This window comes from Thiosulfatihalobacter marinus, from assembly GCF_016019955.1.
In the GTDB taxonomy this organism is placed as follows: domain Bacteria; phylum Pseudomonadota; class Alphaproteobacteria; order Rhodobacterales; family Rhodobacteraceae; genus Shimia; species Shimia marinus_A.
Genome location: NZ_JAECRZ010000003.1, coordinates 105,663 through 129,554, shown reverse-complemented (window position 1 = coordinate 129,554; position 23,892 = coordinate 105,663). Strand labels below are relative to the sequence as shown.

The following is a 23,892-nucleotide window of genomic DNA, read 5'->3' as shown; positions in this document are numbered from 1 at the left end:
GCGGAGTGGGCTTTGCCGGGGCGAATTCTGGGCTATACAGGGAAAAACACAGGATATTTCAGGCCATTTCCATGAAAGTACTTTTCATACACCAGAATTTCCCCGGCCAGTTCAAACATCTTGCCCCGGCGCTTGCGGCGCGTGGCGACGAGGTGACGGCGCTGACGCTGCGGGTCAAGGAGGCGGCGTCCTGGAGTGGCGTGCGCATTCTGCCCTATACGATCCAGCGCAAACCGGGGCAGGGGCTGCACCCGTGGCTGGTGGATTTCGAAACCAAGCTGCTGCGGGCCGAATCCTGCTTTGCGGCGGCGCGCAGGCTGAAGGCAGAGGGCTATGCGCCCGATATCATCGTGGCGCATCCGGGCTGGGGCGAGAGCATGTTCCTGCGCGATTTGTGGCCGGAGGCGCGGATCGGGCTGTATTACGAGCTGTATTATTCGCACAAGGACAACGATGTGGGGTTCGACCCGGAATTCCCCAAGCCGGATCCCGTGGCCGATACCGTCCGGCTGCGGCTGAAGAATCTCAACAACATGATGCATTTGCAGGTTGGTGACATGGGGCTGAGCCCGACCGAGTTCCAGGCGGCGAGTTTCCCCGAGGAGTATCGGCGAATCATCGATGTGATCCATGACGGGATCGACACGGACGCCGTGCGCCCGGACCCGGATGTGCGGTTCGGACTGGAGGGCGGGGCGGCGCTGGACCGGTCCGACGAGGTGATTACCTTTGTCAACCGCAACCTGGAGCCGTATCGCGGCTATCACGTGTTCATGCGGGCGCTGCCCGATATCCTGAAAAGCCGGCCCGATGCGCATGTGCTGATCGTGGGCGGCGACGAGGTGAGCTATGGCGCCCGCCCGCCCAAGGGGCAGACCTGGAAGCAGATCTATATCGACGAGGTGCGGGGCCGCATTCCGACATCAAGCTGGGAGCGGGTGCATTTCCTGGGCCGTATCCCTTATGACCGGTTTCTGCGCCTGTTGCAGGTCAGCCGGGCGCATGTCTATCTGACCTATCCGTTCGTGCTGAGCTGGTCGCTGATCGAGGCGATGTCGGCGGGGGCGCCGATCGTGGCCAGCGACACCGCGCCGTTGCGCGAGGCGATCCGGCATGACGAAACCGGGCGGCTGTTTCCGTTCTTTGACGGCGCGGCGCTGGTGTCCGAACTGAACACGGTGCTGGATGACGGTGCGATGCGGGCGCGGCTGGGGGCGGCGGCGCGCGCCTTTGCCGTGGACAGGTATGATCTGCAAAGCCGCTGCCTGCCACGTCAGATGGACTGGATCGACCGGCTTTATGCGATGGCGCCCGGCCCGGTGCGTACGTAGCCGGCGAAAGGGAAAGGCCGCGCCCGGAGGCGCGCGGCGCTTAATGCGGGGTTGCCTTGGATCAAAGTTTGCTGTCGGCGATCCGCAACTGACGGGCGCGGGCCAGGATGGCGTCTTCGACCGCGCGGGCCGTGCCGGCGCTGACCGGGGCGCCGCCGCGGGTTTGCAGCGCGACATTCAGTGAGCGGGCTTCGAGCGCGGGATCGCGGATATAGACCGTGGCGCGATAGCTGCGCCCCCCGCCCGGCGGGGTGCCATAGCCGGTGGTGATCACGCCGGAGAAGGGATCAACCGTCTGCACCGGCAGGAAATCCAGAACTTCCAGCGCGCCGGCCCAGAGGTATTTGTTGACCTCCAGCTTTACGTCGTCATCGCCGGTATTGAAGATTTCCCAGATGGTGTTGCCCTCTTTCTGTTCGGTCGTGTAGTAGCCGTCGATCGGGTTGCCGACATCTACACGCTTTTCCAGATCCGAGCCGGGATTTTCATACGGGTTGGCCGAGCGGGTGCCGCAGGCGCCAAGCGCGAACAGCGACAACATCACCAGAACGGCAGCAGGGCGGCGGAGATAGGTCATCATGTGGCCTCTTGAAACATGTCTGTCCCGTCCTAGCCAAGCAGGCCGGGTTGAGCAAGGCTCTTGAGCGGATTCGCGACAAGGCGGCGTCCAGGGCGGCACCTGTCGCAACCGCGCGCGCGATGGCGGCGGGAGACTGATCCTTGCTCCGGCGGGTGTGGCAGGACTGTGACATGTCTGCACCATTTTGGCTGACTTTGCCCGGGCGAAGGGCAGCGCGCTTGCAAAGTGACCCTCAAAAGAGCGAGAGACTACGCATACCCAGTTCGGGATTCTCCTGACTGGGCGCATGAATTGGAAACCCGAGGGAAAAACGATGAAAAAAGTTCTCTTCGCTACGACTGCTCTGGTCGCCACCGCAGGCGTCGCAGCAGCAGAGCTGAGCCTGGGCGGCTCGGCACGTTTCGGCGTCACCTACAACGACACCAAACCGAACGAACTGCAGATCCACAACCGTTTCACGCTGAACATCGACGGTTCGGCGTCGACCGACACCGGTCTGGACTTCTTCGCACGCGTTCGTATCCGTGGCGGCAACACCGGCACCCAGGGCCTGGGCGCATCGGGCGTTTCGGCACCGCGCGTTGGTGTTTCGTACAACAACTTCACCCTGGCAACCGGCAACATCCTGGGCGCCTACGAAAGCGCACCTGGCCTGTATGACGGTTCTGTCGGTCTGACCGGCCTGGGCTGGCACAACCTGCCGGGCAACGTTGTTGGCAACCGCTTTGCATGGGATTCGTTCTCGTCGGCTGGCGCTGGCTCGAACGGCTTGGAAGTGATCTACTCGAACGCTGGCTTTGGCGCACACGTGTCGTGGTCGGACGTGCAGGCAGACACCCGCATCGCAGCTAACGTGTCCTACACCTTTGGCGACTGGACCGCAGCCGCTGCTTACCAGGACTCCGACACTGTTGCTGATGACAAGTGGCTGATCACCTTCGGCGGCAACATTGGTGACTTCGGCGTTGGCGCTGCATATGGCGACAACAACGACATCACCAAGTGGCGCATCAACGGCTCCTACACCTTCGGTGCAGGCACCACCGTGACCGCATATGTCGCAGACGAAGGCGGCGCAGCCTCGACCGCAACCGACACTGGCTGGGGCCTCGGCTTCACCCACTCGCTGGGCGGCGCAGTTCTGGCCGGTGGCGTCGTTGGCGGCCCGTCGGGCGAAACGCTGGCAGACCTGGGTGTTCGTTTCTCGTTCTGATCGAACGAAAAACATACCTTACAGAGGGCAGGTCCATCGGACCTGCCCTTTTCTTTTGCGCGCGATTGGTGTTCCTTGCCGACGGATCACCAGAGGGAGCGAGCGCATGTCGTTGGCAGAAATCATCACGCGACTTCACAAGGCCGAATCCGCTGCCGGGCGGGCGGAGGGCGATACCTGTTTGATCGCGGTCAGCAAGCGTCAGCCGGATGCGCGGGTTGTGGATGTGCTTGAGCAGGGGCACCGGGTATTCGGTGAAAACCAGGTTAAGGAGGCGGCGGGAAAATGGCCGGATTTCCGTGCCCGGTTCGATGGCGTGGAACTGCATCTTCTGGGGCCGTTGCAGACCAACAAGGCGCGCCAGTCGATGGGACTGTTCGACGCCATTCATTCGCTGGACCGGCCGAGGCTGGCCAACATGCTGGCACGGCTGGCGCAGGAGCTGGGGCATTGCCCGCAGCTGTTCATTCAGGTCAACACCGGTGAGGAACCGCAGAAATCGGGGGTGCTGCCCGATGATGCGGATGGGTTTGTGGCAGAGTGCCGGGCGCTGGATTTGCCGATTGCCGGGCTGATGTGCATCCCGCCGGTGGAGGAGGAGCCGTCCTTGCATTTCGCGCTGTTGGGCAAGATCGCGGCGCGTAACGGGCTGGAGGGGCTGAGCATGGGCATGAGCGGCGATTTCGAACGCGCCGTGGCGCTGGGCGCGACCCATGTGCGGGTGGGTTCCGCGATCTTCGGCGCGCGCGGCTAGCGCGGCGCGCCTTCGGCGAGAGTATTTGGGGAACAATGAAAGCGCGGGATCAGGGAATGATCAGGCGCGTGCCGGGAGGGGCGTTTGTGCAGATCCAGTGGATATGGGCGCGGGCCAGGCCGAGGCAGCCTTCGGTGGGAAAGCCCGGGCGGCGCCATTGATGCAGGAAGATTGCCGATCCGGCACCGGGCGTGGCATCGGGCCAGTTCCAGTCTGTCAGAAGGATCACATCATAGAGCGGATCGGCGCGGCGCAGTTTTTCATGGCTGGGCGCATAGGGCGCGCGCACCAGGTGGTTATAGGCGGGATCGCCGGGCGCGTCGGACCACAGATCATCCTTGGTGATTGGCATGGCCCAGGGCGCGGGCAACGCCAGCCTGTCGGGGCGGTAGAGCAGGCCGGTGATGTGGTGGATGCCGCGTGGCGTGGCGCTGTCGCCTTCGCGTTTGTCGCAGGTCAGCCCGCCGCGTCCGATGGTGCAGGGAAACCGCCGACCCTTGAAGCGCAGCCCGGTGGGGGTGAGGACGAGATCCGCGGGGATCACAACAGGTGGCCGGACTTGGCGGCCTTGGTGGCGAGATAGGCGCGGTTATGGGTGTTTTCGCCAACCTTGAGCGCCACGCGTTCGGTCACGCGCAGGCCGGCGTTTTCCATCATGTCGATCTTGCGCGGGTTGTTGGTGAGCAGGCGTACCTGCGAAAACCCCATCTCTTTCAGGATATTGGATCCGATGCGGAAATCACGTTCGTCATCCTCGAAGCCGAGGCGGTGATTGGCCTGAACCGTGTCAAACCCCTGATCCTGGAGCGAATAGGCGCGCATCTTGTTGGCCAGCCCGATGCCGCGCCCTTCCTGATTGAGATAGAGCAGAAGCCCGGCGCCCTCTTGTCCCATCTGGGCCAGGGCGGCGTGCAGTTGCGGCCCGCAGTCACATTTAAGGCTGCCCAGAACATCGCCGGTAAAGCAGGCCGAGTGCAGCCGCACCAGAACGGGCATGTCGCGGGGCGGGCGCCCGATCTCGATCGCGTAATGTTCCGAGCCACCATCCTCGGGGCGGAATATGTGCAGCCGGCCGGCCCCGGCCAGGGCCATGGGCAGGCGGGCATGGACCACCGGATGCAGGGGGCTGGTATCGGTCAGGTGGGGGGCGGCCAGATCGGCGGGGATCGCGGTGAGGCCGTGGTCCAGCGCGAAGGGCGCGGCATTGTCCAGCGGCGTCACCAGCGCGGCGGGCAGAAGCTGTGCCGATTTCACCAGCCGCATGGCGGCGCGGTGCAGGTCGGCCGGTCCGTCGCGAAAGCAGGAGAACGGGCCTTTCATGGGCGCCCGCAGATCGTCATCGGGATTGGCGACACCTGACAGCCAGTCCAGCCCGGCATCGGCGGGCAGGCGCAGGCGGGCGATATCGGTATCATAGACACGGGCCTTGAGCGTTTCGGCGCGGCGCGCGGTGATCACCAGCGCCGGTGTGCCCGGAAGGGCGCGCAGATCGGTCAGCCGTGTCGCAGACAGGGTTTCGACCGCCTGAACCAGGAGCGCGGTGCCGCCCCCGGTCAGCACGATCGGTACCCCCATGCGCAGATCGGCACGGGCGCGGGCAAGGCGTTCGACGATATCGGGCGAAAAGCTCATGCAAAGTGGTCCAGTTCAGGGTGCAAGGCGTATCGGATATACCCGGCGGTGGCAGGAATGTGAAACATTTAGCGCCACAGGTACACGAGGACGTGAGGGAATTGCAGCAAATCTTGCCGCCCGCGTGAGGCGGCGCCACATCGGTGGGACAGTGAAGGCGGCAAACACGAAGGTGAGGAGGTCAAATGGCCCAGTTGAAGAGACTCCTGTTGGTGGATGACGATGAGGACCTGCGCGAGGCCCTGTCCGAGCAACTGATCATGACCGAGGATTTCGACGTGTTCGAAGCCGGCACCGGGGCCGAGGCGATGGGCCGGATCAAGGAGGGGCTGTATGACATGGTCATCCTGGACGTGGGGCTGCCCGACACGGACGGGCGCGAACTTTGCCGGTTGATGCGCAAGCAGGGGGTCAAGAGCCCGATCCTGATGCTGACCGGCCATGACAGTGACGCCGATACCATCCTGGGGTTGGATTCCGGGGCGAATGATTATGTGACCAAACCGTTCAAGTTTCCGGTGCTTCTGGCGCGTATCCGCGCCCAGTTGCGCCAGCACGAGCAGAGCGAGGACGCCGTGTTCCAGCTGGGGCCGTATACGTTCAAGCCGAGCATGAAGATGCTGATCACCGAGGACGAGCGCAAGATCCGCCTGACCGAGAAGGAAACCAATATTCTGAAATTCCTGTACCGGTCGACGGATGGTGTGGTGGCGCGCGACGTGTTGCTGCACGAGGTTTGGGGGTATAACGCGGGAGTCACGACGCATACGCTTGAAACCCATATCTACCGGTTGCGTCAGAAGATCGAGCCGGACCCGTCAAATGCCCGGTTGCTGATCACCGAATCCGGTGGCTACCGATTGGTGGCGTGACGTGGATGTCGCAGTTTGCAACAATTTGGCAACAGGCAGGTGACAGGGTGTTGAAGTCCTTGATATGAATCAAAGAGGCATATGGGGAGTACCTTATATGCAGGTTGTACGGATCCCGCGCATATCCGGGTTATGATATGCACCTCCCTGTTGGACTGGGCCCGGACTTGTTCCGGGCTCTTTTTTGTTTGGCGGGTTGGGGGCGTTGCCCCCGTCGCGGCGGGCCGCGACTCCCCCAGGATATTTTCGGCCAAAAGAAGGCAGGGCGCGGTGCTTGTTGTTGGCAAGCGGCGGGTGTGCGGGGTAGGGTGCCGGGACAGGGTAAATGGGAGTGCGGCATGGGTTTTTCGCTGGCGACATGGAACATCAATTCAGTGCGGTTGCGGGAGCCTATCGTATTGAAATTGCTGAAGGAAGAGGCGCCGGACGTGTTGTGCCTTCAGGAGTGCAAGAGCCCTGTCGACAAGATCCCGACCGAGGGGTTCGCGGCGCTGGGGTATCGGCACATGATCGCGCGGGGGCAGAAGGGCTATAACGGGGTGGCGATCCTGTCCAGGCTTCCGATCGAGGACGTTGGCGACAAGGATTTTGCCGGGCTGGGCCACGCGCGCCATGTCGCCGGGCGGCTGGAGAACGGGGTGGTGATTCACAACTTTTACGTGCCGGCGGGCGGGGATGTGCCGGACCGGGAGGTGAATGAGAAGTTCGGCCAGAAGTTGGATTATCTGACCGGGATGCGGGACTGGTTTCATGGTGACAGGCCAGGGAAGTCGATTCTTGTGGGAGATTTGAACATTGCCCCGCGCGAGGACGACGTTTGGAGCCACAAGCAGTTGTTGAAGGTGGTCAGCCATACGCCGGTGGAGGTGGCGCAGCTGGCCGAGACCCGGGAGGCGGGCGGATTTGTGGACATTACCCGGCAGGATATACCGGAGGGGCCGCTTTACAGCTGGTGGAGTTATCGCGCGCGGGATTGGGATTTGGCGGACAAGGGGCGGCGGCTGGATCATGTCTGGGCGACGGCGGATATTGCGAATGCGGGTCATTCCAGCCGGGTGTTGCGCGCGGTACGCGGCTGGGAGAAGCCCAGCGATCATGCGCCGGTATTTGCCTCTTTCGACCTGTAATGGCACGCGATCATCGCCCCAAGCCGCTGTATCGCAAGGTCAATACCCGCACGCATGGGGTGCGGCACGGGTGTGACCGGATGGCCGGGCGGGCACGCAACAGCAAGGCGGCGCGCAAGGATGAGGGCAGACAGCAGGGGATGCGGCAGGGGGTGCGGCACGGGTTGGACTATACGCCGCTTTACCGGTTCCTTGTGTCACGGGTGGGCCGGGCGTGGGACGCGGTGTATTCCGAGGCGGTGGCGCGTCTGGATCACGAAGCGCCGATCTGGCATCTTGCGGCGCGCGGCGGCGGACCGCGGGCGCCGAAGGTGCGCACGGGTGCGTCGACCTGGTTCAGCGGGCTTTATGTGGATCCGGACGGTATGCTGGCCAAGGTCGATCCGAGGCTGGATGCCGCGCGATTGCGCCCGGATTGTGCCTGTTGCACACATACATTTGACGGGGTGCCGTTCGGTTTGCCGTATGACGAATCGAATGGCGCGTAAATTCCGAATTGGCCCTTTGAAACCCCGGTTGGGGAGGTCATATAGGGGCCAACAGAGATAAGGAAAGACGAGATGCTTGAACTGGGACAGGGCGCGACGGCGCCTGCGGGCGATCTGATCAGGGATGTCGGCGAAGCGGATTTCATGACCGAGGTGGTGGATGCCTCGATGTCGGTGCCGGTGATCGTTGATTTCTGGGCGCCGTGGTGCGGGCCTTGCAAGACGCTGGGCCCGGCGCTTGAGGCTGCCGTGACGGCGGCTGGCGGGGCCGTGAAGATGGCCAAGGTCAATGTGGACGAGAACCAGATGATTGCCGGGCAGATGCGGGTGCAGTCGATTCCGACCGTCTATGCCTTTTGGCAGGGCCAGCCGGTGGACGGGTTTCAGGGGGCGCTGCCGGCCAGCGAGATCGACGCCTTTGTGGCGCGGGTGGTCGAGGCCGGGGGCGGGCAGGTGCCCGATAACGGGCTGGACGATGCGTTGGCGGCGGCAGAGGAAATGCTGACCGAAGGCGACGCGCAATCCGCGGCGGAAACCTTTGCCGCGATCATCGAGCAGGACAACGCCAATGTGGCGGCGTTTGGCGGGCTGGCGCGGGCCAATATCGCGCTTGGGGCGCTGGATCAGGCCGAAGCCGTGCTGAACGGCACGCCCGCCGAATTTGCCAATGCGCCCGAGATCGAAGCCGCCCATGCGCAGCTGGAGCTGGCGCGCCAGGCCGAGAATGCCGGGCCGGTGACCGAGCTGCGGGCCAGGGTGGAGGCCGATCCGAATGATCACGCGGCGCGGTTGGACCTGGCGCAGGCCCTGCACGCCGCCGGCGAGGTGGAGGCGGCGGTGGACGAGTTGCTGGATCTGTTCCGGCGCGACCGCGAGTGGAATGACGGTGCGGCTAAGGCCCAGTTGTTCACGATCTTCGAGGCGCTCAAGCCCAACGATCCGATCGTGCTGAACGGGCGGCGCAAGCTGAGTTCGATGATCTTTGCCTGATCCGGGAAACCGGGTTAGGCTGATCCCATGATAAAGGCTGCGGACCTGCCAGACGTGGTGCCGGTGTTTCCTTTGACGGGGGCGCTGATGCTGCCGCGCGCGCGATTGCCCCTGCATATTTTCGAGCCGCGATATCTGGCGATGCTGGATGATGCGCTGAAATCGGGCAACCGGCTGATTGGCATGGTGCAACCCAACGAGATCCCCGGGCGCGAGGGCACGGGGTTGCAACGGATCGGATGTGTCGGGCGGATCACCCAGTTCAGCGAGACCGAGGACCACCGCTATCTGGTCACGCTGACGGGGCTGTCACGGTTTCGTATCCTGAACGAGGTGGACGGGTTCACGCCTTATCGCCGCTGCGACGTAAGCTGGGACGGGTTCGAGCGGGATCTGGGGGGGGCAGAACAGGATCCGGGCTTTGACCGCGCGGCGTTCATGGCGTTGTTGCAACGCTATTTCGAAACTCTGGACCTGGCGACGGATTGGGATACGCTGAAGGAGGCGGGGGACGAGTTGTTGATCAACTCGCTTTCCATGCTGCTGGACTTTGCCGCCGAGGACAAACAGGCGCTTCTGGAGGCGCCATCGCTGGCGACACGGCGCGAAACGCTGGTGACGCTGATCGAATTCGCGCTGCGGGGCGGCGCCGGAGAGGACATGATGCAATGAGTGACGAAACCGAGTTCGACCGGCGGATGCTTGAGGCGCTGATCTGTCCGCAGACGCGCACGACACTGGAATATGACGCCAAGGCGCAGGAACTGATTTCCAGGGCCGCAGGGCTGGCTTTTCCGATCCGCAACGGGATACCGGTGATGCTGATCGACGAGGCCCGGGTGCTTGAATGAGGCCCGGCGCGGCCCGGCGCTGAGCCGAATGGTTCATGACACGCCGGTTGCGCGGACGCCGAAAAACGTGTCGCGCCTTGTGCCCGGCGCGGCGCCTGCCGGGTGATCCCGACGTTGCAGCACCACCGGTGTCTGTCATCGGGGCAACAGCCGGGGGCAACGGGGGCCGTCAAACGGGGCCGTCAAGACCGATGAAGCCGGGCGGATGTTGCCGGGCGCGAGCGGTTCGGTATGCCATGCCACCGGTTGCGCCGCGATCCGGAGCCATTCGAAAATGCAGCGACCCGCCGGATCATCGACGGGTCGCTTTCATGGTGCGCTGTCAGACAACCGACGATGCCTGGCGTGGCTTGACCGGTCCTAAATGGCCGGGGGCCTACTTGCCCGGGCCCAGCGCATTCAGGCCAGTGAGGATATCGATGGCATAGGCCAGTTGATAATCCTCTTCCCGCAGCTTTGCGGCCTCTTCGGCCTTGGCGCGATCTTCTTCGATCTGGCGGATTTCGTCTTCGGTCAGGCTGTCATTGTTGAGGCTGCCACGCAGATCGGCCTCGCCGCGAATGGCGCGCTTTGGGGTTTCCTCGGCCTCTTCGGAGCCAGCCGGGGCGCGGCGGGGTTGCTGGACCACGATGTCGGGGCTGACACCTAGGGCCTGGATCGAACGGCCAGAGGGCGTGTAGTAGCGCGCCGTCGTCAGGCGCATGGCGCCATTGCTGCGCAGGGGCATGACGGTTTGCACCGAGCCCTTGCCGAAGGATTTGGTGCCTACCACGATGGCGCGGCGGTGATCCTGAAGCGCGCCGGCCACGATTTCGGACGCCGAGGCCGAGCCGCCGTTGATCAGCACGACGATGGGCTTGCCCTCGGCCAGATCGCCTGGCGTGGCATTGTAGCGGTCGCCATCGGCAGGATTGCGGCCGCGGGTCGAGACGATTTCGCCCTTTTCAAGGAAACTGTCGGAGACCTTGATCGCCTGTGTCAAAAGCCCGCCGGGGTTGTTGCGCAGATCCAGAACGATACCGCTGACGTTTTCCATGCCGCCCAGCTCTTCGACCTGCTTCTTGAGACCGGCTTCGAGATTGGGGGTGGTCTGGTCGTTGAACGTGGTCACGCGCAGCACCACCGAATTGCCCACGGATCGTGTGCGCACGGCGGTAAGCTTGATCGTGTCACGGATGATCGACACGTCGAATGGTTCGGGCTCGCCCTCGCGCAGCACGGTGATCACGATCTCCGACCCGACCGGTCCGCGCATCATTTCCACAGCCTGGTCCAGGGTCAGGCCAAGCACACCCTCGCCGTCGACATGGGTGATATAATCGCCCGCCTCGATCCCGGCCGCATCCGCCGGGGTGCCGTCGATCGGCGAAACCACCTTGACCAGCCCGTCTTCCTGAGTGACCTCGATACCCAGGCCGCCGAATTCACCGCGCGTTTGCACGCGCATGTCGGCGGCATCGTCGGGCGACAAATAGCTGGAATGCGGATCCAGAGAGGTCAGCATCCCGTTGATGGCCGCCTCGATCAGGTCGGCTTCGTCCACCTCTTCGACATATTGCGCCCGGATCCGTTCAAAGATGTCGCCAAACAGGTCAAGCTGTTCGTAGACATTGGTTTTGCGAGCGCCTTCCTGCGCAAGAAGCGGGCCGGCCACCTGGGTGGTGACAAGCAGCCCGGCCAGCACACCGCCTGCGGCAGCTGCGAAGAATTTCTTCATGGGTTATCCATCCTTGTTCGTGCGGAACCACGTTTCCGGGTCCACCGGCGATTTGCCTTCTCTGACTTCCATATAGAGCGTTTCTGTGCGGCCATGACCAGACCCATCACTCGACTGTGAGAGAATGGCATCAATTTCGGGGTCGTTTCCACCCATCAATCCGATGGGAGAGCCTTCGGGCAGCACCTGCCCGGGCGCGCCGAACACCTGCGCCATGCCCGCCAGCACGAATAACAGCCCGGGCTGGGGTTCGAGGATCATGACATTGCCGTAGTCCAGCAGCGGGCCACGATAGCGAATCGTGGCCGCCGTGGGGGTGACGACAAGCGCGTTGGGCCGGGTGGCCAGCACCAGGCCCGGGCGGCGAATTCCGGCGGCGTCGGCCTCGCCCGAGCGGCGCAGCACGCGCGACTCGACAGGCAGGGGCAGTGCGCCCTTGACTGCGGACAGATCAGGGAGGGCAATCTCGTCCATACCTTCTACCTGAAGGTCCACCAGCGCGCTGGCAAAGCCTTCGAGCGTTTCGGTGGATGCGATCAGCAATGCAGTCTGCACCGGATCATCGGCGTAGCGGCGGGGCAGATCGGTGCGGTCGGCAATCGCCTTGCTGAGCTGGGTGCGCGCCGCCTGCACCCCGGCCAGCCCATTCTGGAGCGTTTCGGCGGCGCCTTCCTGAAGGGTGCGCAGAATGACCACCTCTTCCAGGTCGCGGCGCAGTTTGCTGACCTGGGTTTCCAGCGCCGGGGTCACGTCGGCCAGGAGCATACCGGCCCGGGCCGTGCCTTCGGGACCGGCGGGGTGCAGCAGCATCACGGGGGGCGGGCCAGAGCCGATGGATTGCAGCGCGCCCAGCAGACGGGCGATCTCTACTTCCTGGGCCTTGAGCTGGCGGCCCAGCTGGGCTTCGCGGATGGCCGCGCGGCGCAGGCCGGCGCGCAAGGCCGTCAACCCGGCCTCGTAGGCCTGCACGACGGCAGTAAGCGCCTTGACCCGGTCGCGGGCGCTGTCGGTCTGGGCAAGAGCGACGGAGGCGTCCTGAAGCTGACTGGAGGCGGCGCGTGCGTCCGCCGCCGGATCGGATGCGGCCCGGACCAGACCCGCAGCAAGGAGCATCGGAAGGAGCAGCGCCGAAAGTTTCATCGGGTCATCAGGCTTTGCCCGGTCATTTCGACCGGTTGGTCCAGACCCATCAGTTCAAGCAGGGTGGGGGCAAGATCAGCCAGCCGCCCGCCGCCGCGCAGGCCTGCCCCGTCGGGGCCGTTGACCAGAATGACCGGCACCGGGTTGAGGGTGTGCGCGGTATGCGGTCCGCCTGTTTCGGGGTCGATCATGGTTTCGCAATTGCCGTGATCGGCGGTGACGATCATCGCGCCCCCCGCCTTTTCCAGCGCAGCGCGCACGGCGGCCAGCCCTTCGTCCACTGCTTCGCAGGCTTTGATCGCGGCCTCAAGGCTGCCGGTATGGCCCACCATGTCGGGGTTGGCATAATTGGTGACGATCAGGTCATAGCCCTGTTCGATGGCGGCAACGAAATGCCGTGTCACCTCGGCAGCCGACATCTCGGGCTGAAGATCATAGGTGGCCACCTTGGGCGAAGCGGCCATGTAGCGGTCTTCGCCGGTTTCCGGCTCTTCCTTGCCGCCATTTAGGAAAAAGGTCACATGCGGGTATTTCTCGGTCTCGGCCAGATGGAACTGGCGCAGGCCCTGCCTGGCGACCCATTCGCCCAGCGTGTTGACGATGTTCTGTTTGGGATAGGCGGTGGTCATGAAGGCGTTGTGGGCTTCGGAATAATCCACCATGCCCAGAAGCGCGGCCCAGCCGGGGCGCGGACCGGTGTCAAACGCATCGAAATCGGGCTGGCCGATGGCGGACAGGATCTCGCGGGCGCGGTCGGCGCGGAAGTTGAGGCAGAAGAAACCGTCCCCGTCCTGTGCCCCGGTGTAACCGCCGACCACGGTGGCCGAGATGAACTCGTCAGTTTCCGAGCGTTCGTAGGCGTTTGACACGGCCTCGTGCGCGCTGGAGGCCTTGTGGCCTTCGCCCTTGATCCACGCGTTGAAGGCTTCGGCCACGCGGGCCCAGCGGTTGTCGCGATCCATTGCGAAATAGCGCCCTGTCAGAGTGGCGATGCCTGCGCCCTCCGGCAATCCGGCGGCCAGGGTTTCGAGATAGGTGAAGGCGGATTTCGGCGGCACGTCGCGCCCGTCGGTGATCGCGTGAAGCACCACAGGGATACCGGCATCGGTGAGCACGCGCATGGCGGCGAGGATATGGGAGATATGGCCATGCACGCCCCCGTCCGAGATCATGCCCATCAGATGCGCGGTGCCACCGGTCTGTTTCAGCCGCGAGATGAATGCCTGCAGCGCGCCATTCTCAAAAAACGACCCATCCTCGATGGCCAGGTCTATCTGACCAAGATCCATCGCCACCACCCGGCCCGCTCCGATATTGGTATGGCCGACTTCCGAATTGCCCATTTGACCGCTGGGCAGCCCGACATCGGGGCCGTGGGTGATCAGCGTTGCATTGGGGCAATCTTTCATCATCGCGTCAAAAGCGGGGGTATTGGCCAGAACGGGCGCATTGTCGTCGGTGCGCGCGGACAGGCCCCAACCATCCAGAATGCAAAGTACAACGGGCTTGGGCGCGGTCATGACAAACTCCCCTTTGAAACTGAGGGCGTTCTATCGCGTGCGCAGGCGTGTTGGAACCGGTTTTTGAGACCGCGCCGCAAAACACGGGCCGTCATGTCCGGCCGCTCAGCCTGGTTTTCGAGTATTTTTGGAACAATGAAAGATCGGGGCCATATCTTTCATTGTTCTTCAAATACTCACTGCCGACCCGACCGACCGGGCGCTGCCATGGCAGGGTGGTTCATCGGCGCCCCTCGCGCAGCCAGCCGGACAGGATCAAGGCGCCGGTCAAAAGCAGCACCAACCAGACAGGCAACAGCGGCGCACGCGCGATATCGAGCGTTTCATAGGCGCCGCGCGGGGTCAGCCCGATCCAGCCGCGCCCGGCGGCGGGGCGTGTTTCGCGCACATTGCGGATCGTGGGCAGCCCATCTTCAATGGCGACAACGCCGCCGCGGCGTGCGTCGACGAGCGGCGCGAGCACATCGGCGGTGGCGATAGTCTGTTCGAATTCGCGCGGGGCGGCAGGGCCAAGGCCGATCACGGCCTGTTTATCCTCGTTCACGAGCCGATAAAGGCCGATTTCCGGACCATCATACAACGTCTCGAACCTGCCTGGTGCGACCTCCTGCATGGGCAAGTCGGTGGTTGCGCCCGATGGTGTGGTGATGGTCACGGCGCCGACACTGTCGTTCAGGCTGCGCCGGATGATGCGCATTGTCTGGCCGGTGGCCTCGGCCCAGAGTGCTTCTTCTTCGAGTTCCGGTTCGCCCATCATCCAGTGGGCCAGGCGGCGCAGGAGTTCGAGTTGCGGGCCACCGCCCTTGTAGCCGCGCGCCCAGAGCCAGGCCTGATCCGAGGCCAGCAGGGCGACACGGCCCTGCCCGACGCGATTGAGCACCAGCAGCGGACGCTCTTCATAGCCGGTCATGAGAACGGTTCCGGCATCCGGCACCACATCCACCTGGCGCAGCCACGGCCCCCAATTGCCCTGATCCGGAAGCCCGGCGGTGACCGGGTGGCGCTGGCCAAGATCCGAGACCACGGGCACGAATTCCCGGTCGAGAACGCGCGCGGTGGGGCTGGCGGGCAGGATTTGTGACAGTGGCGAGCGGTAGAGGCTGTCGGCGGTGGCGTAATCCGGCCCGGCCGCCACCAGAACGGCGCCGCCGCCACGCACGTAATTGGCGACGTTTTCGAGGTAGAGCGACGGAAGGATGCCCCGCCGCTGGTAGCGGTCGAACACGATCAGGTCGAAATCGTCGATCTTTTCCAGAAACAGTTCGCGCGTGGGAAAGGCGATCAGCGACAATTCCGAAACCGGAACACCGTCCTGTTTTTCCGGTGGGCGCAGGATGGTGAAATGCACGAGATCGACCGAGGCGTCGGATTTCAGCAGGTTGCGCCAGGTGCGCCCTCCAGGATGCGGTTCGCCCGACACCAGCAGCACGCGCAGACGGTCGCGTACGCCGTTGATCTGCACCAGCGCGCCATTGTTGCGGTCGGTCAGCTCGCCCGGTTCGCCGGGGACGGTGAACTGGATCACGTTGCGCCCGCCATGGGGCAGGGTCACGGGCAGTTCGATATCGCGCCCGATGGGCACCATGTAGCGGTCCGGTTCGCCGCCATCGATTGAGATATCGAGCGGGGCGCGGTCGGCTCCGGCGGGGGCGGCGCCGCTGTCTTCGATCCGCAGGGTAAGCGTGACCGGTTCGCCCAGAATGGCAAAGGCGGGCGCGTTTTTCACGCTGAGGCGGCGGTCCCAGTCGGTGGCCCTGCCGGTGTGCAGCAGGTGCACGGGGGCGGGCACGTCGGGCGCGCGCTCCATGTCATGCACGCGTCCGTCCGAGAGGGCGATGACCCCGGCAATGCGCCCGCTGGGTTCCTGGGCAAGGGCTTCGGTCAGTGCCGCCATCATTTCGGTGCCCGCGTCGCCCGCGCCATCGGGTATGTCGATGCGGCGCAGTTCGGTATTGTCACGCGCCGAGATGCGCGCGGCGAGCGTACGGGCGGCGGATTCTGTCGCTTCGGCGCGGTCGCCCAGGCGCTGCGAGGCGCTTTGATCGACCAGCATCAGGACGATATCCTTCAGTGGTGCGCGGTTTTCGGTTTGCCAGGCGGGGCCGGACAGGGCGGCCAGCAGGACCAGCCCGGCCAGCCCGCGAAAGGCCCAGCCGGACAGGCCGCGCCAAAGCGCGACCGATACGGCCAGCGCGCAGAGCGCGGCCAGCGCGCCAAGCGCCCAGAGCGGCAGAAGCGGATCGAAAAGCACCTGTCCCGTCATTGGCCCAGCCTGTCCAGCAGGGCCGGCACGTGCACCTGATCGCTTTTGTAGTTGCCGGTCAGCACATGCATCACGATGTTCACGCCGAACCTGTAGGCCAGTTCGCGCTGCCGTTCCCCGGAACGACCCCGGCCCACGGGAAAAAGGCTGTTGCCGCGATCATCCATCGCCCAGGCGGCGGCCCAGTCATTGCCGCCGATCACCACCGGGGTGACGCCGTCGTTGAGGTTGCGGAAGGGCATTCCCTCGATCAGTTCCGCATCCGGCGGCGCGGCTTCGACCCAGACATCGCGGCTGTCATAGCGGCCCGGAAAATCCTGGAGCAGGTAGAAGGTGCGAGTGAGCACGTGGTCGGCGGGCAGGGGATCCAGTGGCGGGATGTCGAGACCGGCGGCAAGGCGTTGCAGCTTGCGCCCGTTGGGGCTGGCGGCGCCAAAGCGGGCAACGTCGGCATCGCGGGTGTCGAACAGGATCATACCGCCCGAGCGCAGGTAATCGTTGAGCCTGGCATAGGCTTCGCGAGAGGGGGTGGGCTGATCCGGGGTGATTGGCCAGTAGAGGATCGGGTAGAAGGCCAGCTCGTCACGCTCAAGATCAACCGAGGCGGGCGGGCCGGGTTCGACGGAGGTGCGGAAATACAGCACTTCGGAAAGGCCCCGCATTCCGGCGCGGGCGGTATCGTCAACCTGCCGGTCGCCGGTCAGCACATGCGCCAGCACCACGTCGCGGGCATGTGCCTCGGTCTCCTGTGCCCGGGCGCCGTCGGTCGCGGGCAAGAGCATGACGGCCAGTGCCAGACCGGCCACGGCCCGCGCGCCCCAGAGCCGCCCGGAAACGGCCAGCGACGCCAGCACATCCAGCGCCAGAAGGATCAGCGCGGCAGCCAGAAAATAGCCGGTGAGATCCTTGCTGACAGCGCCGCGCAGGCCCTCGACGGTGACATCCAGCGGCCAGCGGGCCGAGGTCAGGGTGCTGTCTTCGGTCAGGATATTGCGCGCGATCAGGCGGTCGCCGTCGCGATAGAGGCCGGGGCGCAGATCCGGCCCGGGCGGGGCGGCCAGCAGGTCTTCGCCGGGGACGCCGGGCAGCGACTGGCCGTCTTCGATCCGTCCGAAACCGTCGAGCACCCTGAGCGGCTGCCAGATCGTGCCCGCCATCCGGTCGGCCTGGGCGGTGCTGCTGTCCGACAGCAGGGCAAGCCGGTCAAGCATCTGCACGAACAGGCCCGAAAGCGGCAGGCCGGACCATTCGGCATTGGCGGTGACATGCACCAGCACGATCTGCCCCTGACCCACGGTCTTGCGCGTGACCAGCGGTGTGCCGTCGCTGAGCGCGGCGATCACGCGATCGGCCAGAGTGGGATCGGGTTGGGCCATGACCTGAGCGGAGACGGTGACATCCTGCGGTACCGGCAGGCCGAAAAACGGGCTGTCGGCGGGGAAGGGCGCCAGCGATTTCGGCTGTCCCCAGCTCATGGCGCCGCCAACGCTGCGTCCGCCCGCGCGCAGGCGCACCGGCAGGAGCGGGTCTTCGGCTGACCGGCTGACATCGGAGGCGGCCAGACGCGGCCCGGCAAAGCGCAGCAGAAGGCCACCACCGTCCAGCCAGTCCAGCACGGCGGCTTCTTCGCCGGAGGACAGGACGGCCACATCGGCCAGAACAATCACATCCGGGTTGGCCGGCAGAATGTCTTTGAGCGTGCCTTCGAGCAGGTCGGCGGAAGGTTGCAGCGCCTGGCGAAGATAATGCAGGGGCGAAAGCAGTTGCAGCCCCTCGCGGTCTTCGCGCCCGGCGATCAGCGCCACCTCGCGACGGCGCAGGCTGTCATCGGTGAGGCTGACCGCGCCGGCGGATCGATTGCCCTGGATTTCGAAGCGCGACAGACGCGCGCGCAGTTCGGCAGGCAGGACCAGTGCGTTTTCGGCAGAGTCGGACAGGGCGTCAAAGCGCAGGGGGAGCGCGGCCAGAATTCGTTCGGCCCCGCCGGGATCCAGGCCAATCGCCTGCACGACGATGTCACGGGGCAGGGCGGATTGCGAGCGTTTTGCGCTCAGTTGCACCCTGCCGTCCCGGAACACCGGGGGCGCCAGCGCCAGCACGCCACTCCCGGCTTCCACAATGCGCACCTGCCCGGCGGATTGCAGGGCTGCGAGCAACGCGTTGCGCCCGTCGCGCGCCAGCCCGTCCGAGAGCCAGATCGTGTCAAACCGTTGCCCTGCGGCGGCATCGGCAAGTTGCGCCATCGCATCTGTGTCCGGTTCCCAGGGCTGCGGCAGCACCCCGGCGAGGCGGGATTTCCAGGTGTCGGCCGGAAGGAACCGCAATTCCTGCGGGTCGCTGAGGCGATGCAGCGCAACCGGGCGGCCATCGCGCGCGGCTTCTTCGAGCAGGGCAGAGACCATGGTGCGGCGGGCCTCCCAATCTGCGGCAGAGGCCCAGCCGGCATCCATCACCACAAGCAGCGGGCTGTCCCCGGCACTGTCATCCGATGGGTTCAGGACCGGACCGGCCAGCCCGACAATCACCGCCGCCAGCGCCAGCATCCGCAAGACCAGCAGCCACCAGGGGGTGCGGTCGGTGACGGTATCGTCATCCTTGAGCCCAAGAAGCAGGACCACACCGGGAAACAGCCGCCGCACCGGGGCCGGCGGAATGGCACGCAGGATCAGCCAGAGCACTGGCAGCAGGGCCAGGGCCAAAAGCACCCAGGGTGTGGCAAAGCCGAAGGAGAGACCGGCTGTCATGTCCGCTGCTCCAGCGCGCGGTGCAGCCACAGCAGGGCGCCCTGGGCCGGATCGCCCGTATGGTGCAGGCCATGGTGCCAGCCGGTCACGCGGCAGAGCGTGCGCAGGCGGTCCTTGCGTTCGGCCAGCCGGTCAAGGTAGCGGTCGCGCAGATCGTCGGCCTTTTTGGTTTCATGGATCACGCTTTGGCCCATGCTTTCAAAGATCGCCCGCCCCTTGAACGGAAAACTTTCCTCTGCGGGATCAAGCACTTGCAGGCAAACGCCGCGCACGCCCCGGTCGGCGGCCTTGGTCAGCGCCGCCTCGAACGCGTCGAAATCGCCCATGAAATCGGACACGAACAGGGCGCGGGCATGGGGCAGCATGGCGCGGGCCTCGGGCGTGCCGTAATCGCCAGCTTCGTCTTGTAAAAACATCTCGGTCAGGCGAAGGATCTGGCCCTCGCCCCGGCGCGGCGGCAGTTGCGTGCCGGTCAGGCCCACACGTTCACCGCCCCGGATCAGCAGGATCGCCACGGCCAGCGCAAGAAGGCGCGCGCGGTCGGCCTTGGTGGGCAGGTCGCGGGCACTGGCAAAGCTCATCGCGGGCGACTGATCCACCCAGAGCATCACCGATTGCGCCACCTGCCATTCGCGCTGACGCACGAATTGCGCGCCGGTCTTGGCCGAGCGGCGCCAGTCGATCATGCGCAGCGTGTCGCCCGGCTGTACCGGGCGGTATTGCCAGAAATCATCCCCCAGCCCGGCGCGGCGGCGCCCGTGATCCCCCAGCAGCACGGTTCCGGCCAGATGCTCGGCCTGGGCCAGAAGCGGCGGCAGGCTGGCGGCCTCGGATTCGGCGCCGGAGCGCAGCTGGGTGTAGGTGATCACGCAGCCGCCCCCACCGGATCGAAGCGGGCGACGGTTTCACGGATCAGCCCCGAGAGCGATTCGCCGCGTGCACGGGCGGCGAATGTCAGGGCCATGCGGTGGCTGAGTACGGGTTCGGACATGTCGATCACATCCTGTGCGTTGGGGGCAAGGCGCCCATGCAAAAGCGCCTGGGCGCGGACCGTCATCATCAACGCCTGCGCCGCGCGTGGCCCCGGACCCCAGGCGACATGGTCGCGGATTGCGTCGGTGGCGGTCTCGTCATCGGGGCGGCAGGCGCGCACCAGATCCAGGATCAGCTCCATCACGCTGTCGCCCACCGGCATCCGGCGCAGCAGGGTTTGCGCGGCAATCAGCTCGGCGGCGGTAAAGACCTGGTGGGCTTCGTCTTCGGCGACCCCAGTGGTTGCCAGCAGGATGTCGCGCTCGGTGCCGCGATCCGGGTAGGGAACGTCGATCTGCACGAGGAAGCGGTCAAGCTGGGCCTCGGGCAGGGGGTAGGTGCCTTCCTGTTCGATCGGGTTCTGGGTGGCGAGCACGTGGAACGGCGCGTCCAGCGGGCGGTCTTCGCCCGCGACGGTGACTTTCTTTTCCTGCATCGCCTGCAAAAGCGCCGATTGCGTGCGCGGGCTGGCGCGGTTGATCTCGTCGGCCATCAACAATTGGCAAAAGATCGGGCCGGGCACGAATCGGAAACTGCGCCCGCCGCCCTTGGTCTTGTCCAGAACTTCAGAGCCAAGAATGTCGGCCGGCATCAGATCCGGGGTGAACTGCACCCGGTTGCCATGCAGGCCCATCACCGTGGAAAGCGTGTCCACCAGCCGCGTCTTGCCAAGGCCGGGCAGGCCGATCAACAGCGCGTGCCCCCCGCACAGCAAGGCCGAAAGCGTGAGATCCACCACCCGTTCCTGGCCGATGAACCGGCGGGTGATCGCCGCCCTGGCCTGGGACAGCTTGTGCTCCAGCGTCTCGATCTCGGCGACCAGATCACTTTCTTCGCTCATGGCAATGCTCCCTGCGCTCGACTACCTGTATATCTGTCACTACAGAGCTTAACGCGCACAGATGAAATGGCAAAAGCAATGAGCGGACAAATTCCTGTGAAACCGGACGTGATGGGCATCGCCCAGTCCGCCCGAGCCGCGCTCAAGGGCAAGGGGCCGGCCCCGGTGCATTTGTGGAATCCGCCCTTCCTGGGGGATATCGACATGCGAATCGCGCGGGATGGGACGTGGTACCACGAAGGTGCGCCGATCCGCCGCCCGGCGATGGTGCGGCTGTTTTCGTCGATCCTGCGCAAGGACGGGGCGGATTATTTTCTTGTCACGCCTGTCGAAAAACTGGGCATCACCGTCGAGGATGCGCCTTTCGTGGCCACGGATGTGACGCGGGAGGGTGCGGGCGAAAGGCAGGTTCTGGTGTTTGAAACCCATGTCGGGGACCGAGTTGAGGCGGGGCCGGATCATCCGATCCGGGTGGAAATCGACGCGCAAAGCCAGGAACCTGCGCCATATGTTCATGTGCGCGGCGGGCTGGAGGCCCGGATTGACCGCAAGAGTTTCTATCGGATGGTTGAGTGGGGCGAGGAGGCCGGGCAGGGCGGAGAGCGCTGGTTCGGGGTGCGCTCGGGGGGGATGTTCTTTGCCATGGTCCGGGCCGAAGACCTGTCGGGCGCGGGCTGAACTCAGGGTCTTGTGCGGTGCGGAACCAGCGTTCATCATTGTGGCGGGAGAAACGGACATGCCAAGATTTGCCGCCAATCTGAGCACGCTTTTTACCGAATTGCCGTTGCTGGAACGGTTCGAAGCCGCGCGGGCGGCGGGGTTCGACGCGGTCGAGATCCTGTTTCCCTATGACATCGCGGCGCGCGATATTCTGGCGGCGCAACGCCGGGCCGGGCTGCCGCTGGTGATGATCAGCACGCCACCGCCGAATTACACGGGCGGCGCGCGCGGATTTGCCGCCGTGCCCGGCGGTCAGGCACGGTTTCAGCACGATTTCAGGCGTGCGATGCGCTATGCCGACGTGCTGGGGGCCGGGATGCTGCACGTCATGGCCGGTGTCGCGCAGGGGGCAGAGGCGCGCGCCACTTTTGTCGAAAACCTGAACTGGGCCACGGGCCATGCGCCCAAGCACCGGCTGACCATCGAACCGCTCAACGGCGAGGACGCGCCGGGCTATTTCTTGGACGATTTCGATCTGGCCGCCGGGATTCTGGACGAGGTGGCCGCGCCCAATCTGGCGTTGCAGTTCGATACCTATCACGCGCACCGGATCACCGGCGACATCGCCGCCTGCTGGGCGGCGCATGGTGCGCGGGTCGGCCATATTCAGGTGGGCGGTGTGCCGGAGCGGCACGAACCGATCGGAGGCGCGTTTGATTATCCGCGGTTTTTCCGGCAGCTGGATCGCGCGGGCTATGCGGGCCATGTCAGTGCCGAGTACCAGCCTGCCGCAGGAACGGTGGAAGGGTTGGGCTGGTTGCGGCCCAGACCGGTCTAAAAAGTCAGCGCATCAGGTCAGGCAGGTCGCCGGACAGACCGGCGGCCTCGCGGATGAAGCCACGGCGCAGGCCGGGCAGGGCGCCCACCAGCCCCATGCCGATGTCGCGCCCCATGCGCAGAAGGGGATTGTCGTTGGAAAACAGCCGGTTGGTAAGGTCGGTCGCGGCCACGAGCGCAGCCGTGTCGAACCGGCGCCATTCCTGGTATCGCTCCAGCACCTGGATGGCGGCGATGTCTTCGCCGCGCCGCTGTGCCTGGGTCAGGACCTGGGCCAGCGCGGCCACGTCGCGCAGGCCGGCATTCAGGCCCTGTCCGGCAATCGGGTGCATTCCGTGGGCGGCATCGCCGACCAGCGCCACCCTGTCGGCCACGAAATGGTTGGCGACGCTGAGCGAGAGCGGATAGGTGAAACGATTGCCGACCAGGGAAATCCCGCCCAGGAAATCGCCGAAACGCGGGCGCAGCACCTGCATGTAGTCTTTGTCCGGCAGGGCATGGATGCTGGCGGCCATGTCATCGGTTTCGGACCAGACGATCGAGGACATGTTGCCCGGCAGGGGCAGGATGGCCAGCGGCCCCGGCGGCATGAAGAACTGGTGGGCAATGCCATTATGGGGTTTTTCATGAGCGATGGCGCAGACCAGCGCGGTCTGGCCATAGCCCCAGCCCGTGCGCCGGATACCGGCGCGCTGCGCGACCCCGCTGCCGCGCCCGTCACAGCCGACCAGCAGGCGGGCCGTATGGGTGCTGCCGTCCGACAGGGTGGCGGTCACGCCGCCGGGGGTTATGGAGTGCCCGGTGACGCCTGTTTGCGACAACAGCGTGACGCGTTCCTCGGCCTGCATGGCCGAAAGGAAGGCGCGGTAGAGAAAGCGGTCTTCGAGCATGAAGCCCATCGGGCCTTCCTCGATTTCGGCATGGTCGAAATGCAGGAAGAATGGCGACGGCCCCTGGCCAGCGCGCCCGTCGGAGACCTTGATTTCCAGGAGCGGTTGGGCGTTGGGGGCCACCGTGCCCCAGACTCCGATGGCATTCAGGAGGCGCTGGGACGCCAGCGCCAGCGCATAGCCGCGCCCGTCGAAATTGGTGCCCGCGCGCTCTGGCGCGGGGCGCGCATCGGCCACGGTGACGCCAAAGCCGGCCTGCGCCAGGGCGAGCACCAGCGCGGGGCCGTTCAGCCCGCCGCCGGCAATCAGGATATCGCTGTCAAAGTCCATGGCGCCAATATGGGTGCTGGAACGGGATTGTCCATGTGCATCTGCGTCGCTACCGTCAGGCGCGAGGGAACCGAAAGGGA

The 23,892-nt window shown here is 65.2% G+C and carries 22 protein-coding genes; 11 read left to right on the top strand and 11 right to left on the bottom strand.

Annotated elements, in window-relative coordinates; translation table 11 throughout:
- Positions 1 to 71: 71 nt before the first annotated feature.
- Positions 72 to 1,331 (top strand): glycosyltransferase, encoded by a 1,260-nt coding sequence (locus tag I3253_RS05945; RefSeq protein ID WP_197916725.1) that lies wholly within the window; start codon positions 72 to 74, stop codon positions 1,329 to 1,331.
- A 61-nt stretch (positions 1,332 to 1,392) separates the two neighbouring features.
- Here the strand turns inward: I3253_RS05945 and I3253_RS05940 are convergent, their stop codons facing one another.
- Positions 1,393 to 1,911: a DUF3576 domain-containing protein gene (locus I3253_RS05940; protein WP_232236936.1), complete on the bottom strand. Its 519-nt coding sequence runs from the start codon at positions 1,909 to 1,911 to the stop codon at positions 1,393 to 1,395.
- Positions 1,912 to 2,224: 313 nt separating this feature from the next.
- Between I3253_RS05940 and I3253_RS05935 the strand changes: the two genes are divergently transcribed.
- Entirely contained in the window at positions 2,225 to 3,124 is a 900-nt protein-coding gene (locus I3253_RS05935) for a porin (RefSeq protein ID WP_197916724.1), read from the top strand.
- Positions 3,125 to 3,230: 106 nt separating this feature from the next.
- Complete coding sequence (locus I3253_RS05930) at positions 3,231 to 3,878, top strand: YggS family pyridoxal phosphate-dependent enzyme (protein WP_197916723.1); 648 nt, start codon at positions 3,231 to 3,233, stop codon at positions 3,876 to 3,878.
- Between the two features lie 49 nt (positions 3,879 to 3,927).
- Here the strand turns inward: I3253_RS05930 and I3253_RS05925 are convergent, their stop codons facing one another.
- Entirely contained in the window at positions 3,928 to 4,422 is a 495-nt protein-coding gene (locus tag I3253_RS05925) for a L,D-transpeptidase family protein (RefSeq protein ID WP_197916722.1), read from the bottom strand.
- Positions 4,419 to 5,510, bottom strand: coding sequence for a GTP cyclohydrolase II (gene ribA / locus I3253_RS05920; protein ID WP_197916721.1), 1,092 nt, complete (start codon positions 5,508 to 5,510; stop codon positions 4,419 to 4,421). The genes I3253_RS05925 and ribA overlap by 4 nt, the downstream gene beginning before the upstream one ends.
- A gap of 185 nt (positions 5,511 to 5,695) precedes the next feature.
- On the opposite strand from ribA, the gene I3253_RS05915 reads away from it, so the two are divergent.
- The 6 genes from I3253_RS05915 (at position 5,696) to I3253_RS05890 (ending at position 9,838) form a co-directional block, all read left to right on the top strand.
- Positions 5,696 to 6,382 (top strand): response regulator transcription factor, encoded by a 687-nt coding sequence (locus tag I3253_RS05915; RefSeq protein WP_197916720.1) that lies wholly within the window; start codon positions 5,696 to 5,698, stop codon positions 6,380 to 6,382.
- Positions 6,383 to 6,720: 338 nt separating this feature from the next.
- The gene (locus I3253_RS05910) at positions 6,721 to 7,509 is read left to right on the top strand and encodes an exodeoxyribonuclease III (RefSeq protein ID WP_197916719.1); all 789 of its coding nucleotides are present in this window, start codon (positions 6,721 to 6,723) and stop codon (positions 7,507 to 7,509) included.
- On the top strand, positions 7,509 to 7,997 hold the full coding sequence (locus I3253_RS05905; RefSeq protein ID WP_197916718.1) for a hypothetical protein: 489 nt from the start codon (positions 7,509 to 7,511) through the stop codon (positions 7,995 to 7,997). The genes I3253_RS05910 and I3253_RS05905 overlap by 1 nt, the downstream gene beginning before the upstream one ends.
- A gap of 72 nt (positions 7,998 to 8,069) precedes the next feature.
- Positions 8,070 to 8,987: a thioredoxin family protein gene (locus I3253_RS05900; RefSeq protein ID WP_197916717.1), complete on the top strand. Its 918-nt coding sequence runs from the start codon at positions 8,070 to 8,072 to the stop codon at positions 8,985 to 8,987.
- 27 nt (positions 8,988 to 9,014) lie between these two features.
- Positions 9,015 to 9,659 carry an LON peptidase substrate-binding domain-containing protein gene (locus tag I3253_RS05895; protein WP_197916716.1) on the top strand — a complete coding sequence of 215 codons (645 nt, stop codon included), beginning with the start codon at positions 9,015 to 9,017 and terminating at the stop codon, positions 9,657 to 9,659.
- The gene (locus tag I3253_RS05890; RefSeq protein ID WP_197916715.1) at positions 9,656 to 9,838 is read left to right on the top strand and encodes a Trm112 family protein; all 183 of its coding nucleotides are present in this window, start codon (positions 9,656 to 9,658) and stop codon (positions 9,836 to 9,838) included. Before I3253_RS05895 ends, I3253_RS05890 begins: the two co-directional genes overlap by 4 nt.
- A 376-nt stretch (positions 9,839 to 10,214) precedes the next feature.
- Here I3253_RS05890 and I3253_RS05885 read toward each other — a convergent pair whose 3' ends face one another.
- From I3253_RS05885 to I3253_RS05855, 7 genes are all read right to left on the bottom strand, one after another.
- A complete protein-coding gene (locus tag I3253_RS05885) occupies positions 10,215 to 11,555 on the bottom strand; it encodes a S41 family peptidase (RefSeq protein WP_197916714.1) in 1,341 nt (446 codons plus the stop codon).
- Positions 11,556 to 11,558: 3 nt separating this feature from the next.
- Positions 11,559 to 12,695: a murein hydrolase activator EnvC family protein gene (locus I3253_RS05880; protein ID WP_197916713.1), complete on the bottom strand. Its 1,137-nt coding sequence runs from the start codon at positions 12,693 to 12,695 to the stop codon at positions 11,559 to 11,561.
- Positions 12,692 to 14,215, bottom strand: a complete 1,524-nt coding sequence (gpmI, locus tag I3253_RS05875) for a 2,3-bisphosphoglycerate-independent phosphoglycerate mutase (RefSeq protein WP_197916712.1) — start codon at positions 14,213 to 14,215, stop codon at positions 12,692 to 12,694. Before gpmI ends, I3253_RS05880 begins: the two co-directional genes overlap by 4 nt.
- Before the next feature lie 220 nt (positions 14,216 to 14,435).
- On the bottom strand, positions 14,436 to 16,478 hold the full coding sequence (locus I3253_RS05870; protein ID WP_197916711.1) for a hypothetical protein: 2,043 nt from the start codon (positions 16,476 to 16,478) through the stop codon (positions 14,436 to 14,438).
- Positions 16,475 to 19,222 carry a DUF4159 domain-containing protein gene (locus I3253_RS05865; protein ID WP_197916710.1) on the bottom strand — a complete coding sequence of 916 codons (2,748 nt, stop codon included), beginning with the start codon at positions 19,220 to 19,222 and terminating at the stop codon, positions 16,475 to 16,477. The genes I3253_RS05870 and I3253_RS05865 overlap by 4 nt, the downstream gene beginning before the upstream one ends.
- Positions 19,219 to 20,091, bottom strand: a complete 873-nt coding sequence (locus I3253_RS05860; RefSeq protein ID WP_197916709.1) for a DUF58 domain-containing protein — start codon at positions 20,089 to 20,091, stop codon at positions 19,219 to 19,221. Before I3253_RS05860 ends, I3253_RS05865 begins: the two co-directional genes overlap by 4 nt.
- Positions 20,088 to 21,095 carry an AAA family ATPase gene (locus I3253_RS05855; protein WP_197916708.1) on the bottom strand — a complete coding sequence of 336 codons (1,008 nt, stop codon included), beginning with the start codon at positions 21,093 to 21,095 and terminating at the stop codon, positions 20,088 to 20,090. Before I3253_RS05855 ends, I3253_RS05860 begins: the two co-directional genes overlap by 4 nt.
- A gap of 78 nt (positions 21,096 to 21,173) precedes the next feature.
- Here I3253_RS05855 and I3253_RS05850 point away from each other — a divergent pair, with 78 nt between their 5' ends.
- Both I3253_RS05850 and I3253_RS05845 read left to right on the top strand, forming a co-directional pair.
- Entirely contained in the window at positions 21,174 to 21,773 is a 600-nt protein-coding gene (locus tag I3253_RS05850; RefSeq protein WP_197916707.1) for a DUF1285 domain-containing protein, read from the top strand.
- 58 nt (positions 21,774 to 21,831) lie between these two features.
- The gene (locus I3253_RS05845) at positions 21,832 to 22,593 is read left to right on the top strand and encodes a hydroxypyruvate isomerase family protein (RefSeq protein ID WP_197916706.1); all 762 of its coding nucleotides are present in this window, start codon (positions 21,832 to 21,834) and stop codon (positions 22,591 to 22,593) included.
- A 4-nt stretch (positions 22,594 to 22,597) separates the two neighbouring features.
- Here the strand turns inward: I3253_RS05845 and I3253_RS05840 are convergent, their stop codons facing one another.
- Entirely contained in the window at positions 22,598 to 23,812 is a 1,215-nt protein-coding gene (locus I3253_RS05840) for an FAD-dependent monooxygenase (protein WP_197916705.1), read from the bottom strand.
- Positions 23,813 to 23,892 lie beyond the last annotated feature (80 nt).

What these genes read in the sequence shown, in the direction of transcription:
- I3253_RS05945 (WP_197916725.1), top strand. Translation starts at nt 72, where the DNA reads ATGAAAGTACTTTTCATACACCAGAATTTCCCCGGCCAGTTCAAACAT.
- I3253_RS05940 (WP_232236936.1), bottom strand. Translation starts at nt 1,911, where the DNA reads ATGATGACCTATCTCCGCCGCCCTGCTGCCGTTCTGGTGATGTTGTCG.
- I3253_RS05935 (WP_197916724.1), top strand. Translation starts at nt 2,225, where the DNA reads ATGAAAAAAGTTCTCTTCGCTACGACTGCTCTGGTCGCCACCGCAGGC.
- I3253_RS05930 (WP_197916723.1), top strand. Translation starts at nt 3,231, where the DNA reads ATGTCGTTGGCAGAAATCATCACGCGACTTCACAAGGCCGAATCCGCT.
- ribA (WP_197916721.1), bottom strand. Translation starts at nt 5,510, where the DNA reads ATGAGCTTTTCGCCCGATATCGTCGAACGCCTTGCCCGCGCCCGTGCC.
- I3253_RS05915 (WP_197916720.1), top strand. Translation starts at nt 5,696, where the DNA reads ATGGCCCAGTTGAAGAGACTCCTGTTGGTGGATGACGATGAGGACCTG.
- I3253_RS05910 (WP_197916719.1), top strand. Translation starts at nt 6,721, where the DNA reads ATGGGTTTTTCGCTGGCGACATGGAACATCAATTCAGTGCGGTTGCGG.
- I3253_RS05905 (WP_197916718.1), top strand. Translation starts at nt 7,509, where the DNA reads ATGGCACGCGATCATCGCCCCAAGCCGCTGTATCGCAAGGTCAATACC.
- I3253_RS05900 (WP_197916717.1), top strand. Translation starts at nt 8,070, where the DNA reads ATGCTTGAACTGGGACAGGGCGCGACGGCGCCTGCGGGCGATCTGATC.
- I3253_RS05895 (WP_197916716.1), top strand. Translation starts at nt 9,015, where the DNA reads ATGATAAAGGCTGCGGACCTGCCAGACGTGGTGCCGGTGTTTCCTTTG.
- I3253_RS05890 (WP_197916715.1), top strand. Translation starts at nt 9,656, where the DNA reads ATGAGTGACGAAACCGAGTTCGACCGGCGGATGCTTGAGGCGCTGATC.
- I3253_RS05885 (WP_197916714.1), bottom strand. Translation starts at nt 11,555, where the DNA reads ATGAAGAAATTCTTCGCAGCTGCCGCAGGCGGTGTGCTGGCCGGGCTG.
- I3253_RS05880 (WP_197916713.1), bottom strand. Translation starts at nt 12,695, where the DNA reads ATGAAACTTTCGGCGCTGCTCCTTCCGATGCTCCTTGCTGCGGGTCTG.
- gpmI (WP_197916712.1), bottom strand. Translation starts at nt 14,215, where the DNA reads ATGACCGCGCCCAAGCCCGTTGTACTTTGCATTCTGGATGGTTGGGGC.
- I3253_RS05870 (WP_197916711.1), bottom strand. Translation starts at nt 16,478, where the DNA reads ATGACGGGACAGGTGCTTTTCGATCCGCTTCTGCCGCTCTGGGCGCTT.
- I3253_RS05865 (WP_197916710.1), bottom strand. Translation starts at nt 19,222, where the DNA reads ATGACAGCCGGTCTCTCCTTCGGCTTTGCCACACCCTGGGTGCTTTTG.
- I3253_RS05855 (WP_197916708.1), bottom strand. Translation starts at nt 21,095, where the DNA reads ATGAGCGAAGAAAGTGATCTGGTCGCCGAGATCGAGACGCTGGAGCAC.
- I3253_RS05850 (WP_197916707.1), top strand. Translation starts at nt 21,174, where the DNA reads ATGAGCGGACAAATTCCTGTGAAACCGGACGTGATGGGCATCGCCCAG.
- I3253_RS05845 (WP_197916706.1), top strand. Translation starts at nt 21,832, where the DNA reads ATGCCAAGATTTGCCGCCAATCTGAGCACGCTTTTTACCGAATTGCCG.
- I3253_RS05840 (WP_197916705.1), bottom strand. Translation starts at nt 23,812, where the DNA reads ATGGACTTTGACAGCGATATCCTGATTGCCGGCGGCGGGCTGAACGGC.